At 71.5% G+C, this 14,082-nt stretch carries 15 protein-coding genes; 11 read left to right on the top strand and 4 right to left on the bottom strand.

From position 1 onward, the window contains the following. Positions 1-193 precede the first annotated feature (193 nt). The 6 genes from ACIREI_RS10220 to ACIREI_RS10195 are packed head-to-tail and all read left to right on the top strand — an operon-like array spanning position 194 to position 3,924. Positions 194-376 carry a hypothetical protein gene (locus ACIREI_RS10220; RefSeq protein WP_403329877.1) on the top strand — a complete coding sequence of 61 codons (183 nt, stop codon included), beginning with the start codon at positions 194-196 and terminating at the stop codon, positions 374-376. Beyond that, positions 373-825, top strand: a complete 453-nt coding sequence (locus tag ACIREI_RS10215) for a monovalent cation/H+ antiporter complex subunit F (protein WP_403329874.1) — start codon at positions 373-375, stop codon at positions 823-825. Before ACIREI_RS10220 ends, ACIREI_RS10215 begins: the two co-directional genes overlap by 4 nt. Further along, positions 818-1,069 carry a hydrogenase subunit MbhD domain-containing protein gene (locus ACIREI_RS10210; protein WP_403329872.1) on the top strand — a complete coding sequence of 84 codons (252 nt, stop codon included), beginning with the start codon at positions 818-820 and terminating at the stop codon, positions 1,067-1,069. The genes ACIREI_RS10215 and ACIREI_RS10210 overlap by 8 nt, the downstream gene beginning before the upstream one ends. Beyond that, positions 1,066-1,806 carry an MnhB domain-containing protein gene (locus ACIREI_RS10205; protein ID WP_403329869.1) on the top strand — a complete coding sequence of 247 codons (741 nt, stop codon included), beginning with the start codon at positions 1,066-1,068 and terminating at the stop codon, positions 1,804-1,806. The genes ACIREI_RS10210 and ACIREI_RS10205 overlap by 4 nt, the downstream gene beginning before the upstream one ends. A 10-nt stretch (positions 1,807-1,816) precedes the next feature. Continuing rightward, positions 1,817-2,164 carry a sodium:proton antiporter gene (locus tag ACIREI_RS10200; RefSeq protein WP_403329866.1) on the top strand — a complete coding sequence of 116 codons (348 nt, stop codon included), beginning with the start codon at positions 1,817-1,819 and terminating at the stop codon, positions 2,162-2,164. Next, positions 2,164-3,924: a complex I subunit 5 family protein gene (locus tag ACIREI_RS10195; RefSeq protein ID WP_403329863.1), complete on the top strand. Its 1,761-nt coding sequence runs from the start codon at positions 2,164-2,166 to the stop codon at positions 3,922-3,924. Before ACIREI_RS10200 ends, ACIREI_RS10195 begins: the two co-directional genes overlap by 1 nt. 39 nt (positions 3,925-3,963) lie before the next feature. Here the strand turns inward: ACIREI_RS10195 and ACIREI_RS10190 are convergent, their stop codons facing one another. Beyond that, positions 3,964-4,626: a DUF4230 domain-containing protein gene (locus tag ACIREI_RS10190; RefSeq protein ID WP_403329860.1), complete on the bottom strand. Its 663-nt coding sequence runs from the start codon at positions 4,624-4,626 to the stop codon at positions 3,964-3,966. Positions 4,627-4,769: 143 nt separating this feature from the next. Here ACIREI_RS10190 and ACIREI_RS10185 point away from each other — a divergent pair, with 143 nt between their 5' ends. The 3 genes from ACIREI_RS10185 to tuf all read left to right on the top strand — a co-directional run bounded on the left by ACIREI_RS10185 (position 4,770) and on the right by tuf (position 8,286). After that, positions 4,770-5,960, top strand: coding sequence for a cytochrome P450 (locus tag ACIREI_RS10185; protein WP_403329857.1), 1,191 nt, complete (start codon positions 4,770-4,772; stop codon positions 5,958-5,960). A gap of 101 nt (positions 5,961-6,061) precedes the next feature. Continuing rightward, on the top strand, positions 6,062-7,015 hold the full coding sequence (locus tag ACIREI_RS10180; protein WP_403329854.1) for a ribose-phosphate diphosphokinase: 954 nt from the start codon (positions 6,062-6,064) through the stop codon (positions 7,013-7,015). A 77-nt stretch (positions 7,016-7,092) separates the two neighbouring features. Then, complete coding sequence (gene tuf / locus ACIREI_RS10175) at positions 7,093-8,286, top strand: elongation factor Tu (protein WP_403329851.1); 1,194 nt, start codon at positions 7,093-7,095, stop codon at positions 8,284-8,286. 26 nt (positions 8,287-8,312) lie between these two features. On the opposite strand, the gene ACIREI_RS10170 is transcribed toward tuf, so the two are convergent. The 3 genes from ACIREI_RS10170 to ACIREI_RS10160 form a co-directional block, all read right to left on the bottom strand. After that, positions 8,313-8,693, bottom strand: coding sequence for an anti-sigma factor antagonist (locus tag ACIREI_RS10170; protein ID WP_403329848.1), 381 nt, complete (start codon positions 8,691-8,693; stop codon positions 8,313-8,315). A 149-nt stretch (positions 8,694-8,842) separates the two neighbouring features. Further along, entirely contained in the window at positions 8,843-10,858 is a 2,016-nt protein-coding gene (gene fxsT, locus ACIREI_RS10165; RefSeq protein ID WP_403329845.1) for an FxSxx-COOH system tetratricopeptide repeat protein, read from the bottom strand. A 99-nt stretch (positions 10,859-10,957) separates the two neighbouring features. Next, complete coding sequence (locus ACIREI_RS10160) at positions 10,958-11,395, bottom strand: MarR family winged helix-turn-helix transcriptional regulator (protein WP_403329842.1); 438 nt, start codon at positions 11,393-11,395, stop codon at positions 10,958-10,960. 103 nt (positions 11,396-11,498) lie between these two features. Here ACIREI_RS10160 and ACIREI_RS10155 point away from each other — a divergent pair, with 103 nt between their 5' ends. Both ACIREI_RS10155 and ACIREI_RS10150 read left to right on the top strand, forming a co-directional pair. Further along, positions 11,499-12,950: an aldehyde dehydrogenase family protein gene (locus ACIREI_RS10155; protein WP_403329839.1), complete on the top strand. Its 1,452-nt coding sequence runs from the start codon at positions 11,499-11,501 to the stop codon at positions 12,948-12,950. Between the two features lie 25 nt (positions 12,951-12,975). Then, complete coding sequence (locus tag ACIREI_RS10150; RefSeq protein WP_403329836.1) at positions 12,976-14,082, top strand: NAD(P)-dependent alcohol dehydrogenase; 1,107 nt, start codon at positions 12,976-12,978, stop codon at positions 14,080-14,082.

Here is a 14,082-nt window from a genome sequence, read left to right as displayed (position 1 = left end):
ATGAGATGCCGCCCCGGCCGCTCCCGGGCACGGCCGCCCGCGGTTTCCCTTCATGCTGTCGGGGCACTCCGGCCGGAGACCCGCGCGTCCGCCGCCGCTGTCGCCCAGGGTGGTGTTTGGATGACGCGGAACCGAAGTAACCGAAGTAGCGCAAGCTGCGGATATCTGGACATCCGGCCCGCGGAGGTGGCGTATGGACCGGCGTACGACGCTGCTCGCCGCGGCCGAGTTCCTGGCCTGGTGGGCCGGGCTGGCCCTGCTGTGGCTGGTCCTCATCAGCGCCGTGGACACCCTGGAGCTCGCGGTCGGCGCGGGCGTCGCCGGTGTGGCAGCGCTCGCGGCCGTCGCCGCACGCCGGGCGGTGACCGGACGATGAACGGCTGGCTCCTCGCGGCGACCGTCGTACTCGGCGGGGGAGTGGGCGCCGCCCTCTGGGGCATCGCCACCGGACCACTGCGGCGCCGGGTCGTGGCCCAGAACCTGTCCACCGCCCTGGCCTGCCCCGGACTGCTCCTGCTCGCCCAGGGGTACGAGCGCCCCTCGTACGTCGATGTCGCCCTGGTCCTCGCCCTGCTGGGCCCCGTCGGCACCCTCGTGTTCGCCCGCCTGCTCACCGACGAACTCGCCGCCGACCCGCCGCGCGCCTGGGGCCTGACCTGGGCGGCCGCCGGTCTCGTCGCGGTAGTGGTCCTGGCGCTGTGCGTGGCGGTCGGGCCGAGCCGGGCCATGGTGAAGCTCCTGCTCACGGGCGCGCTCCTGATCGGCGGGAACATCGTCGCCTCCCATGCGCTGTCCGGCGGTTTCGCGGGGGTGCGCGGTGGCTGACGCGGTGATCGTCGCGGCGCTGGTACTCGTCGCCGTCTGTGCGACCGTGGCGGTGGCCGTCCGTGACCCCGTGCGGCAGGCCCTCGTGCTGGCCGTCCTCGGCGTCGTGCTCGCCGTGCTGTTCACCGCGGTGCAGGCGCCCGACGTCGCCCTGTCGCAGCTGGCGGTCGGCGGCGCCCTGGCGCCCCTGCTGCTGCTCCTGTCGGTCCGCAAGGTCAAGCGGCGCAAGGGGCGTGAGCGATGACCCCGCGCACCCGGCGGTGGCTCGTCCTCGTCGGCGGCGCCGGGCTCGCCGTGCTCCTCGTCGCCGCCTGCCTGCGGCTGCCGGACTTCGGCGGCGACAGTCACCCGTACGGCGACCGCGCCGTGCACGTGTCCCTCGCCCGCCGCACCGCCAACTCCATCGCCTCCGTCAACTTCGACCAGCGTGCCTTCGACACCCTCGGCGAGATGACCATCCTGTTCGCGGCCGTCGTCGGCTGTGTCGTCCTGCTGCGGCAGACCCGCGACGAGCACCGCGCCCGGCCCGAACCCGCCGACGTGGCCCCGCCCGTACGCCGGTACGCCCTGCTCGTCCTGCCGGTCGCCCTGGTCACCGGCCTGTACGTCATCGCGCACGGCCAGCTCAGCCCCGGCGGCGGCTTCCAGGGCGGCGTCGTCGCCGCGACCGCCCTGCACCTGCTCTACCTCGGCGCCGACTACCGCGCCCTGGAACGCATCCGCCCGGTCGGCCTGTACGAGGTCGGCGACGCCGTCTCGGCCTCCGCCTACCTCGTCACCGGCCTCGCGGGCCTCATCGGCGGTACCGCGTTCCTCGCCAACACCCTGCTGCCGTACGGCACGTTCAACACGCTGTCCTCCGGCGGGACCGTGCCGCTGCTGAACGCGGCCATCGGCATGGAGGTCGCCTGCGCGGTGGTCGTGCTGCTGGCCCGCTTCCTGGACCAGGCCGTCGAGATCGAGGAGGAGAGCGGGAAGTGAGCGCGCCGTGATGGATGTCCTGCCGTACCTCGTCGCCGTATGGATCTTCCTGGCCGGCTGCTACGGCCTCGCCACCAGCCGCAACCTCATCCACGCCGTCGGCTGCCTGTCCGTGTGCCAGTCCGCGACGTACGTCCTGCTGCTGGCCGTCGGCTACCGCGACGACGCCACCGCCCCCGTCTTCTCCGACATCGAGCCCGGATCCCGCCCCGTCGTCGACCCGGTCGTCCAGGCCCTCGCCCTGACCGACGTCGTCGTCGGCGCCACCGTCACCGCCCTGCTGCTGGCGCTCGTCGTCCAGGTCTCCAAGCGGCACGGCACGGTCGACCCCGACGAACTGACCGAGCTGCGCGGCTGATGAACGACCTGCTGCCGCTGCTCGTCGCCGTCCCCCTCCTCGGCGCCGCCCTCCTGGTCGCCGGTGGACGCCGCCTGCCCCGTGTCCTCGCCGAGTCGGTGGGCTGCGCGGTCTCCGCGGGCACGGCCGTTCTCGCGATCGTGCTGCTGCTGAACTCCTCGCCGCCGATGACCGAATGGGTCGGCGGCTGGACGCCCGTCGAGGGCCGCAGCGTCGGCATCGTCCTGGTCGGGGACGGCGCGGGGCTCGGCATGGCGGCCCTCGCCTCCCTGCTGACCCTCGCGGCCCTGGCGTACTCCTGGCACTACTTCGAGGAACCCCCGCGGCGGCACGCCGGCTCGTTCCCCGCGCTGATGCTGCTCTTCCAGGCGGGCATGTGCGGGTTCGCGGTCGCGGGCGACCTGTTCAACGCGTTCGTCTGGTTCGAGCTGATGAGCGTCGTCGCCTACGCGCTGACCGGGCACCGCGTCGAGGAGGCCAAGGCCGTGCAGGGCGCGCTGAGCTTCGGGGTGATCACCTCGCTCGGCGCGTACGCCATGCTGATGGGCATCGGCCTGCTCTACGCCCGCACCGGCGAGCTCGCCATGGCGCAGATCGGTCGCGGGCTCGACGCGCACGGGCCGCCGGACGCGCTGGTCCTCGCCGCGTTCGTCCTGGTCCTGACCGGCCTGCTGGTCAAGGCGGCCGCCGTCCCCTTCCACTTCTGGCTCCCGGACGCCCACGCCGTCGCACCCACCCCCGTGTGCATGCTGCTGTCGGGCGTCATGGTCGAACTCGGCGTGTACGGCGTCTGGCGCGTGTACGGCACCGTCTTCGCCGGCCCCGGCGGGATCCCGGCGGCCGACCTGGAGCGGGTGCTCGTCGTGCTCGGTTGCGTGACGGCGGTGATCGGCGCGGTGATGTGCTGGTACCAGCGGCACATCAAGCGGCTGCTGGCGTGTTCGACGGTCGCGCACACCGGGCTGTTCCTGATCGGCATCGGGGTGCTGACGCCCGAGGCCGACGACGGGGTCGCCCTGTACGTCCTGGGCCACGCCGGAGTGAAGGCCGCGCTGTTCGCCTGCACGGGCATCCTCCTCGACCGGTACGGCACCGTCGACGAACACGCGCTGCACGGCCGGGCCCGGGAGCTGCGCGGTGTCGCCGTGCTGTTCGCGCTGGCGGGGCTCGCGCTCGCCGGACTCCCGCCGTTCGGGACGTCGTTCGGGAAGGCCGTCACGGAGGAGTCCGTGGGCGGTCCGGTCACCGTGCTGTACGTCGCCGCGACCGCGGTGACCGCCGCAGCGGTACTGCGGGTCGCGGCCCGGGTGTTCCTCGGGCTCGGCCGCCCGCCCGAGAAGGACACCGAGTACGAGACGACCGGCGCCGGCGAGCGGCCCGAGACCCGGCACCGGCTCAGCCGGATCCCCGACTCCATGACCGCGGTCCCCGCCCTGCTGCTCGCCGGCTCGCTCGCCGTCGGGGTGGCCCCCGGCTTCGGCGAGGCCGTGGCGCACGCCGTCGACGAGGCCGGTTCCGGCGGTGCCGTGGTGCCCGCACCGCACTGGAGTCCGGCCGGTGTGCTGCTCGACCTCGCCTCGACCGTGCTGGCCCTGGGCCTCGCGGCCCTGGCCGTCACCCGGCCGGGGCTGCTCACCGCCCCGGACCGGGCCCGGCCGCTGCGGCGCCTGCAGTCCGGGCACGTCGGGGACTACGTGGCCTGGGTGCTGGTCGGCGCCACCGTGCTCGCAGCGCTGGCCCTGCCGGGCCTGCTGTCGTAGGGGGAGTCGCGGAGGCCGGGGCCGCTGAGCCCCAGGGACTCAGTCCCCGTACGTCACCTTCACCTCCTTGAAGCCGAGGGAGTGGAGCAGGCCTTCCAGCATGCCGGTGGTGTTGGTCTCGGCACGCGCGGTCAGCTCGCTCTCCTTGGCCGCGTCGCCGATGTGCTTGACCGCCAGCTTCTGCACGGCCTGTTCGCTGTTCGGGTTGTCCGAGAAGAGGTCGCCGAGGCGGTCGAGGAGACCGCGCTCCTTGGAGACGGCGTAGGAGCGGTCGGGGTCCAGGGCCGGTTTGCCGAGGGCCGCGTGCGGGAGACGGAGTGTGGCGGACGTACGGTCGTCGTTGACCGTGACGTCGTCCTCACCGACCTTTCCGAGGTCGACATAGGCGTCCACGGTGCCCGCGCCGACGTACAGCGTGCGGGTGCCGCGGATCGCGTCGGGCAGGAACTTGGCGTCCTTCTCCAGATCCACGACGATCTGGAAGTTGCCGGAGGCGGCGTCGTAGCGGCTCATGTCCTGGATGGACTGGAGCAGTGCGGGACCCGAACGGTCGTTGGTCTCCGTGCCGAACAGGTCCTTGAGACCGGGGATCACGCTCAGCCGGATCCCGGCGAAGAAGACGACGAGCACCAGGATCAGGGCGCTCACCGCCTTCGCCCAGCCGGGCATGCGCTTGTCGATGCGCTTGATGGGAGTCGTCATGGCGACGGCCCTCCTTCCCTATTCAACGAAGTACCCCCAAATTCCTTGCCCGACCTGTCCGTTGGCCGATTGCCGCCCCTGACCGGTGCGGGACGGCGCACTAACGTGGGGAACCGTCCGTACCGGCGCGTCTGGAGACCCGGATGAGCGCAGACAGCACCTCCCGGCCGCTTCCTCCCATGCACCGCATCAGCCTCCCCGAGCCCGGACCGCCCCGGCTCGGCACCCTCGCGACGGGCACCCCGGTGTGGCTCGTGACCCGGTACGCCGAGGTGCGGCAGGTGCTCATGGACCCCCGGTTCAACAGGAGTTCGCTGTACGCGGCGGACGCCCCGCCCCTCCTCGTCGTACCGAACCTCCTCGACGCCCCCGACGGGCTCCTCAACCAGGACGGTGCCGCCCACCAGGCGCTGCGCGGCACCGTGCAGCGTGCCTTCACGCCCCGGGCGATCGCGCGCCGGCGGCCCTGGGTGGCCTCGGTCGTCGAGGCGCTCCTCGACGACCTCGCCGAGCAGGACCGGCCCGCCGACATCGTCGAGGGGTTCACGCGGCCGCTGCCCGTCGCGGTGATCTGCCGGCTGATGGGGCTGGAGCACGTGGACGGCGAACGCATCCGGCACTGGGCCGACCACGCCCTGTCCGGCGGGGCGCACACGGCAGAGGAAGTCGCCCTGGCGATGAGGGAGTTCGGGCGGTTCGCCGGTGAGTTGGTGGCGACGCGGCGGACGTCACCCGGCGACGACCTGGTGAGCGGGCTGGTCGCGGCGGGCGACGAGTTCGGCATCGACGAGCGGCGCCTGGTCACTCTGGTCTGCGGACTGGTCGTCGCCGGGCACGAGACCACGATGACGGCGCTCGGCAACGCCGTCGTCCACCTCCTCACCGACGGGCAGGCCGCCTGGCCGGGCCTCGCCAAGGACACGGCGGCGGCGGCCACCGCGGCCGAACAACTGCTGCGCACCGTCCCGCTCAGCGAGGGCCGGGTCCTGCCCGGACTGATCCGGCGCGCCGTCGAGGACACCGAGGTGGGAGGCGTGCTGATCCCGGCGGGCAGCGTGGTCGCCGTCCAGACCAACTCCGCAGGGCGCGACCCGGACGTCTTCCCGCCCGGCGAACCCGACCTCTTCGCACCCCTGCCCTCACCCGGCATCGCCTTCGGCGCCGGACCCCACCACTGCCTGGGCGCCTGGCTCGCCCGCCTGGAACTCGAACTCGCCCTGCACCGCCTCGCCGCCCGCTTCCCGCGCCTGCGCGCCGAGTTCACGCCCGAGACCATCGAGTGGCGGGAGGGCCAGATGACGCGAAGCCCGCTCCGGTTGCCCGTGTCGTGGTGAGGCGATCGCCACACGTCCCCGCCCCGGCGTGAGCCGCAACGTTTCTGCCGAGGTCAGTAGCATGAGTCCGCCACCCGGAATGATCATTCGAGGAGCGGATCGTGCGAGAGATCGCCGTGTTCAGCGGTAGTGCCCACCCCGAACTGGCGGCGGAGGTCTGCGCTCATCTGGGGGTGCCGCTCAGCCCCAGCCGGGTCAGCCGGTTCGCCAACGACTGCCTGGAGGTGCAGCTCCAGGCGAACTGCCGCGAACGGGACGTCTTCCTGATCCAGCCGCTGGTCCGGCCGGTCCAGGAGCACCTGGTCGAGCTGCTGCTCATGTGCGACGCCGCGCGCGGGGCCTCCGCGCGCCGGATCACCGTCGTCATGCCGCACTACTCCTACGCCCGCTCCGACAAGAAGGACGCGCCCCGCATCTCCCTCGGGGGCCGGCTCGTCGCCGACCTGATGGTGGCGGCCGGTGCGAGCCGCGTCCTCGCCATGACCCTGCACGCGCCCCAGGTGCACGGCTTCTTCACGGTGCCGGTCGACCACCTGCACGCGCTGCGCGAACTCGCCGCGCACTTCCGCCAGTACGACCTCTCCCGCACGACCGTCGTCTCCCCGGACCTCGGCAACGCCAAGGAGGCCGCCGCGTTCGCGCGGATGATCGGCGCCCAGGTGGCCGCCGGCGCCAAGCAGCGGTTCGCGGACGACCGGGTCAGCATCAACTCCGTCATCGGCGAGGTGACGGGGCGGGACGTCATCGTCCTGGACGACGAGATCGCCAAGGGCAGCACCGTCCTCGAACTCCTCGACCGGCTGCGGGAGTTGGGGCCCCGCTCGATCCGGGTCGCCTGTACGCACGGCCTGTTCGCGTCCGGCGCGCTGAAGCGGATCGGCGAGCAGCCCGACGTACTGGAGATCGTCTGCACCAACACCGTGCCGGTCCCGGCTCAGGAGCGCACCGAGAAGCTGCGGATCCTCTCCATCGCCCCCGCGCTCGCCGAGGCCGTGCGCCGTATTCACAACGGGGAGTCCGTCAGCGCCCTGTTCGACGCGCCGGGAACCGAATAGACAGGAAGGAGCGAAGCGATGCTCCGCATCACCCGGACGCACGGCTCGGCATCACCGGATGCTCAGGAGGGCTCGCCATGGCGAAGGCGAAGTTCGAACGGACCAAGCCGCATGTGAACATCGGGACCATCGGTCACATCGACCACGGGAAGACCACCCTCACGGCGGCCATCACGAAGGTGCTGCACGACAGGTATCCCGACCTGAATCCGTTCACGCCGTTCGACATGATCGACAAGGCTCCTGAGGAGCGGCAGCGCGGCATCACCATCTCCATCGCGCACGTCGAGTACCAGACGGAGCGCCGGCACTACGCGCACGTCGACTGCCCGGGGCACGCCGACTACATCAAGAACATGATCACCGGCGCGGCCCAGATGGACGGCGCGATCCTGGTCGTCGCCGCGACCGACGGGCCGATGCCGCAGACCAAGGAGCACGTGCTGCTCGCCCGGCAGGTGGGCGTGCCGTACATCGTCGTCGCGCTCAACAAGACCGACATGGTGGACGACGAGGAGATCCTGGAGCTCGTCGAGCTGGAGGTGCGCGAGCTGCTCACGGAGTACGAGTTCCCGGGCGACGACGTCCCGGTCGTCCAGGTCTCCGCGCTCAAGGCCCTGGAAGGGGACCCGCAGTGGGCGCGGTCGGTGCTCGACCTGCTGGAGGCCGTCGACACGGCCGTGCCGGAACCGGAGCGTGATGTCGACCGGCCGTTCCTGATGCCGATCGAGGACGTGTTCACGATCACCGGGCGCGGCACGGTCGTCACCGGGCGGATCGAGCGCGGCAGGCTGCTGGTGAACAGCGAGGTCGAGATCATCGGCATCCACGACCGGAGGACGAAGACCACGGTCACCGGCATCGAGATGTTCCGCAAGCTCCTCGACGAGGGCCGGGCCGGCGAGAACGTCGGGCTGCTGCTGCGGGGCGTCAAGCGGGAGGACGTCGAGCGCGGGCAGGTCGTCATCAAGCCCGGATCGGTCACCCCGCACACGGAGTTCGAGGCGCAGGCGTACATCCTGTCGAAGGACGAGGGCGGCCGGCACACGCCGTTCTTCCAGAACTACCGGCCTCAGTTCTACTTCCGCACGACGGACGTGACGGGCGTGGTCACCCTGCCGGAGGGCACCGAGATGGTCATGCCGGGCGACAACACCGGCATGCACGTCCAGCTGATCCAGCCGATCGCCATGGAGGAGGGGCTGAAGTTCGCCATCCGTGAGGGCGGCCGGACGGTGGGGGCCGGGCAGGTCACCAGGATCCTCAAGTAGCCGCCCTTACAAGGCGGTTGACGGCGTCATAACGTGCCGGACGTGGCCTCGGGCCGGCCCAGGGCCGCGTCCGGCGTCGGATGCGGGGGCAGCAGCCGGGACAGCCCGGTGATCCTGAGCATGCGCAGGGTGAGCGGGTGGGTGCAGACCAGGTGCAGCTGCCCGCCGTGATCGAGCACCCGGGCGCGGGCCCGGTACAGCAGCCGCAGCCCCGAGCAGTCGAAGAACTCGACGCTCCTGAGATCGATCACGATCCGAGCGCCGGGGCGGGTTGTTACCCGGTCCAGGTACGGGGCTATCTCCACCGCCGCCGAGATGTCGATCTCGCCGCGGAACTCCAGCACCGTGTGGCCCCGGTGCCGGTGGACGCGCAGATGCCGGCTGAACGGCGCAGGTTCCTGCTGCACGACGACATCGCCTCCAACCTGCTCACTTGCGGCGGGCTGCCCAAATCCAGCCCCCGCACTGCAAGTTACCCTCGATCGATCGAATCTGAGCATGTTCGATTGACATATGTCTTTGAATTGCGACAGAGGATGGCCAGGATCGGGCGTCGTCAACGCAGACGGTCGACGAGAGCGAGCGCATCCTCGGTCTTGGGGTGTGTCCTGCCCAGTCGGGTGTGCAGTATCTGTGCGCCCCGCTGCGCCAGTTCCGCTGCGGTCGGGTCGTTCAAGGCGTGCAGGGCGCGAGCCTTGAAGATCAGGGCGTACCCGATGTACAGGTGGTCGGGTGCGTATCTGGCCTCGCGGATCCGCAGCGCCCGCGAGATCAGCGGTACGGCCGTGGCGTAGTCGCCGAGGTCGAAGTGGATGGTCGCCAGTGCCACCAGGTCGAAGCTCACGTACGGGTCGTCCGGCCCGTGTGCCGCCTCGTCGATCCGCAGCGCCCGCTCGGCCAGTGGCAGCGCCGCTGTGTGCTCACCGAGAAGGCACAGGGTCCGTGCGAGCGTGGCCAGGTCCGTAGCGATGACGGGACTGTCCGCCGGCAGGCAGGACTCGTGCAGCCGCAGCGCGCGTTCCGTCAGCCGGCGTGCCGTCTCCGGGGCGTCGAGGTCCCGGTGGATCTGCGCCAGGGTGATCAGATCGAAGCCGACCTCCGCCTCCCGGCCGTCGAGCGACTCGTCGATCGCGAGAGCGCGTTCACACAGGGGCAGTGCCACCGAGTAGTCCCCGAGCTGGAGGAGGAATTCCGCGGCCAGCCTCAGCAGCACCGCCGTTTCCGCCGCGCATTCGGCCGGCGGGTCGCCCTTGGTCACCGCGATGACGTGGGGGAGCAGTTGCTGCCACCGCGGCCGTGCATCCGGGTCGCCGTGGATGTCGTGCGGCACGGCCGCGAGCAGCGCACGACACAGCCGGGCCCGAGTGCCGGTGTGGACCTCGTCCGGCATCGCGGCCCGGACGGCGGCCTGTACCAGCCGGTGCACCACCAGGGACGCGTTCCCGCGCCTCGCGAGACTCAGACCGGCCAGGGCGCCGACCGTCGTGTCCCACGTCAGCGGGTCGGGGGCCGCCACGTCCAGCACGTCGGGGTTGCCGGTGAACAGGTCCAGCGGGATCGGTTCCGGCGCCAGCAGGGCACACAGCTCCAGCAGCCGCACCGCCTGCGGCTGTTGCGACTCCAGCCTTCGCACGCTGAGCTGCCACAGGGACGCGACCACCGTGGGCCGGTCGGTCGGCTCGCCCCGGGCGATCACGTCCTCCAGCTGCGACGTCAGCAGCGTCAGGTACTCCTCGGGCGCCGTGTGGTTGTAGCCCATGTACCCGGCCGCCTGCTCCAACGCCAGCGGAAGGTCCCCCAGTTGCTCGGCGATCCGGTCCGCCACCGCCGCGGTCATGCCGGGCACCCGCCGGACCAGCAGCTCCACCGACTCCCGCCTGGTGAACACGTCCAGGTCGATGACCCCGGCGCTGCCCGGCCAGCCACTCACCCTGGTCGTGACGATGACATGCCCGTTGCTCGCCAGGTCGCCCGACGGCAGCGCGTGCGTGAGCGTGCCCGGTTTCTCGCCGTTGTCGAAGATGATCAGCCAGGGCCTGCGGTCCCGCAACATGCCGTACACCCGTGGGGCGGCCTGGTCGGAGTTCACCTCGGTCAGCCCCAGCTCTCCGGCCAGCGAGACGAACTGCGACGCCACCAGATCGGGGTGCTCGGCGTTCACGAACGCGACGAACCGGTACTTCGACAGGTGGCGGTAGGCGTACTCGACGGCGAGCTGGGTCTTGCCGACGCCCCCCATCCCGTGGACGACCAGCATCGCCACGTCGTTCGCCGAGGTGAGGCGCTGCCGCATCTCCCGCAGGGTGGCGTCGCGACCGGTGAAGTCGGTGTTTCGTGGAGGCAGTCCGTAGGTCGTGGGCACCGGAGGGCCCTGCGTACGGCTGCGGGGCGGTGCCTGCCACAGCCCGATCAGCGACAGAGGTATCAGGAGGACGAGTACCAACCACGGGTGCACGCGTACGAAGTCGAGCGGCCCCGGCCAGCGGCTCTGCCCGGACGCCGCGTTGAAGGCGAGGCTGCCGACGAACAGTACGAGCAGAGCGGCCACCGCCCTGGCCAGTGTTCGCCCCATGGCTCCCTCTTCGGTAGGACAGCGACCTCGACGATCATCAGCGGGCGCGATCCTAGCCCAGGGGCCGCTGCGGCAGCACCGTCCGGCCGCGGACGGGACTTACGACAGCGCGTGCCAGGCCTTGGAGAGTGCCTGGCGCAGCTGCTCGGTCTGATGGGCCGTGAGGTCCCGCACCATCCGCTCCTCCAGCTCCCGCACGGCGCCCTCGTGCCGTGCGAGCAGCTCGCGCCCCGCATCGGTGAGCAGGATCAGCAGCTCCCGGCGATTGCGCGGGTTGCGCTCCCGGCGGACCAGTCCGCGGTTCTCCAGGCTGCGGACCAGATCGGCGATCGACTGCGCCGTGACGAACGAGTCGCGCGCCAGCTGGGCCGCCGACAGTCCGTCGTGCCGCTGCAGCACGGTGAGCGCGGTGTACTGCAGCGCGGTGATCCCGGACGGCTTGACCAGCTCGTCCAGGTGGGAGCGCACGACGAGCTCCACCTGCTTCACCATGTAGAGAAGCGACGGAGGTGCCTTGGTTGCCTGGGTGTCGAGCATGAGTTCAGCCTAGAGCATTGACAGGAAACCTGTCTGTAATGAGACTGCGGACAAACAGGAATCCTGTTGGTTGAAATCTTGGCGATGAGGCTGAGGAGTGGTGATGACCACCTTCGAGATCGAACCCGGTCGGTTGTTCATCGGGGGCCAGTGGCGTGAGGCCGCCGACGGAGCGCGCACCGAGGTGGTCGACCCGTCCCGCGGCGCGGTCGTCACGACCGTCGCGGACGCCGGTGCCGCCGACGTGGACGCGGCCGTGCGCGCCGCGCGGGACGCCTTCGACGACGGTGCCTGGTCCGGGCTGAGCGGCCGCGAGCGCGGCAGAGTGCTGCACCGCGTCGCCGAGCTGATCCGGGAGAACGCGGACACCGTCGCCGAGCTGGAGAGCCGCGACGTCGGCAAGCCGATCACGCTCGCCCACGCCGTCGACGTGACCAACGCGGCCAACGACTACGAGCACTTCGCCGCCCTCGCCCACGCCCTGGACGGCTCCGTCCGGGACACGCCCATGAACGCCCTCGCCTATGTCCGGCGCCGGCCGCTCGGCGTGGTCGCGGCGATCACCCCGTACAACTTCCCGCTGATCCTGGCCGGCTCGAAGATCGGCCCGGCGCTGGCGGCCGGGAACACGGTGGTGCACAAGCCGGCCGAGGAGACCCCCCTCAGCGCGCTGTACATGGCGGAGCTCTTCAAGAAGGCCGGTCTCCCGGACGGCGTGCTCAACGTCGTCACCGGCGGTCCCGCGGCCGGCGAGGCGCTGCTGCGCCACTCCGGCGTGGACAAGGTCGCCTTCACCGGCTCGACCACCGTCGGCCGGAAGGTGGCGGGCATCGCCGGGGAGGCACTCAAGCCCGTCACCATGGAGCTCGGCGGCAACGCGGCCCACCTCGTCTTCGAGGACGCCGACCTGGAGAAGGCCGTCGGCGCGGTCATCAAGGGCTTCGTCTTCAACACCGGCCAGTTCTGCATGGGCGGACCGCGGCTGCTGGTGGCGCGTCCCGTCTACAGCACGCTGCTCGGCATCCTCGCCGACGCCGTGCCCGGCGTACCGCTCGGCGACCCGCGCAAGCCCGAGACCGTCGTCGGCCCGATGGCGGGGGAGCGGCACCTGCGCAAGGTCGAGGAGTACGTCGACCTGGCCCGCAAGGAAGGCGGCCGCATCGTCTGCGGCGGTGAGCGGCTCGACCTCGACGGCGGCTACTACTACAAGCCGACCGTGATCGCCGACCTGCCGAACGACTCCCGGGTGATCCAGGAGGAGATCTTCGGCCCGGTCCTCACCGTGCAGCCCTTCGACTCCGAGGACGAGGCCGTCGAGCTCGCCAACTCCACGCCGTACGGCCTGGCCTCCGGCATCCAGACCGGCAACCTGGCCCGTGCCCACCGCGTCGCCGACCGGCTCCAGGCCGGCATCGTCTGGGTCAACGACTGGGCGATGCTCGACCCCGCCGTCCCCTTCGGCGGCGTCAAGGACTCCGGCTTCGGCCGCGAGTACGGGCCCGAGGCGCTCGACGCCTACACCACCACCAAGTCCGTCGTCGTGTCGCTCGACTGAGCGCCCCCGCCAAGGAGTTCGTACGATGTCCATCCCCACCCGTGCCGCCGTCGTCGAGTCCGGCGGAGCACCCTTCACCCTCTCCGACGTCGAGCTCGACGAGCCCGGACCGCACGAGGCCGTCGTCCGCATGGTGGCGACCGGCCTGTGCCACACGGACCTCGGCGTGGCGAGCGGCGGACTGCCCTTCCCCCTCCCCGGCGTCCTCGGTCATGAGGGCGCGGGCGTCGTCGAGGCCGTCGGCCCGTCCGTGACCGGCGTCGCGCCCGGCGACCACGTGGTGCTGTCCTTCACCTCCTGCGGCGACTGCCGCAACTGCCGGGGTGGCCACCCCGCCTACTGCGCGACCTGGCTGCCGTTGAACCTGATCGGCGGGCGCCGGGCCGACGGCAGCAGCACGATCAGCCGGGGTGGCGAGGCGCTGGGCGGTCACTTCTTCGGGCAGTCCTCCTTCGCCGAGCGGGCGCTGGTGGACGAGGCCAGCCTGGTGAAGGTCGACCCGGACGTGCCGCTCGCCTCGATCGCCCCGCTGGGCTGCGGTGTGCAGACCGGAGTCGGCGCCGTCTGGAACGTACTGAAGCCGGTCACCGGCAGCACGGTCGTCGTCCTCGGCGCCGGCGCGGTCGGCCTGTCCGCCGTCATGGCCGCCGCCCTCACCCCCGCCACCAACATCGTCGCCGTCGACCGGGTCGGCGAACGCCTCTCACTGGCAAAGGAGTTGGGCGCCACCCACACCGTCAACGCCGCCGAGGCCGACCTCGCCGAGGCGCTCGGCCGGATCACCGGCGGCCAGGGCGCCGACGGCGTCGTGGAGACCACGGGCAACGTCGGCGTCCTGCGCCAGGGCGTCGACGCGCTCGCCGCCCGCGGCACCCTGGTCGTCGTCGGCGCCCCACCCTTCGGCACCGAGGTCGCCCTGGACGTCAACGGGCTGCTCGGCGGCAAGCAGGTCGTCGGCCTCACCCTCGGCGACGCCGAGACGCGGACCTTCATCCCCGCCCTGGTCCGCCTCGTGAAGGAGGGGCGGCTCCCGCTGCACCGCCTGATCAGCACCTATCCGTTCGCGGAGATCGACCAGGCGGTACGGGACATGGGGGCGGGGAAGGCGATCAAGCCCGTGCTGACGTTCTGA

The sequence above is a fragment of the Streptomyces sp. NPDC093591 genome (genome assembly GCF_044764885.1).
Classification (GTDB): domain Bacteria; phylum Actinomycetota; class Actinomycetes; order Streptomycetales; family Streptomycetaceae; genus Streptomyces.
Note: the sequence above shows the minus strand (reverse complement) of the source record. Positions and strands in the feature narration are given on the sequence as shown.

What these genes read in the sequence shown, in the direction of transcription:
- ACIREI_RS10215 (WP_403329874.1), top strand. Translation starts at nt 373, where the DNA reads ATGAACGGCTGGCTCCTCGCGGCGACCGTCGTACTCGGCGGGGGAGTG.
- ACIREI_RS10190 (WP_403329860.1), bottom strand. Translation starts at nt 4,626, where the DNA reads ATGACGACTCCCATCAAGCGCATCGACAAGCGCATGCCCGGCTGGGCG.
- ACIREI_RS10155 (WP_403329839.1), top strand. Translation starts at nt 11,499, where the DNA reads ATGACCACCTTCGAGATCGAACCCGGTCGGTTGTTCATCGGGGGCCAG.
- ACIREI_RS10160 (WP_403329842.1), bottom strand. Translation starts at nt 11,395, where the DNA reads ATGCTCGACACCCAGGCAACCAAGGCACCTCCGTCGCTTCTCTACATG.
- ACIREI_RS10205 (WP_403329869.1), top strand. Translation starts at nt 1,066, where the DNA reads ATGACCCCGCGCACCCGGCGGTGGCTCGTCCTCGTCGGCGGCGCCGGG.
- fxsT (WP_403329845.1), bottom strand. Translation starts at nt 10,858, where the DNA reads ATGGGGCGAACACTGGCCAGGGCGGTGGCCGCTCTGCTCGTACTGTTC.
- ACIREI_RS10195 (WP_403329863.1), top strand. Translation starts at nt 2,164, where the DNA reads ATGAACGACCTGCTGCCGCTGCTCGTCGCCGTCCCCCTCCTCGGCGCC.
- ACIREI_RS10200 (WP_403329866.1), top strand. Translation starts at nt 1,817, where the DNA reads ATGGATGTCCTGCCGTACCTCGTCGCCGTATGGATCTTCCTGGCCGGC.
- ACIREI_RS10185 (WP_403329857.1), top strand. Translation starts at nt 4,770, where the DNA reads ATGAGCGCAGACAGCACCTCCCGGCCGCTTCCTCCCATGCACCGCATC.
- ACIREI_RS10150 (WP_403329836.1), top strand. Translation starts at nt 12,976, where the DNA reads ATGTCCATCCCCACCCGTGCCGCCGTCGTCGAGTCCGGCGGAGCACCC.
- ACIREI_RS10220 (WP_403329877.1), top strand. Translation starts at nt 194, where the DNA reads ATGGACCGGCGTACGACGCTGCTCGCCGCGGCCGAGTTCCTGGCCTGG.
- tuf (WP_403329851.1), top strand. Translation starts at nt 7,093, where the DNA reads ATGGCGAAGGCGAAGTTCGAACGGACCAAGCCGCATGTGAACATCGGG.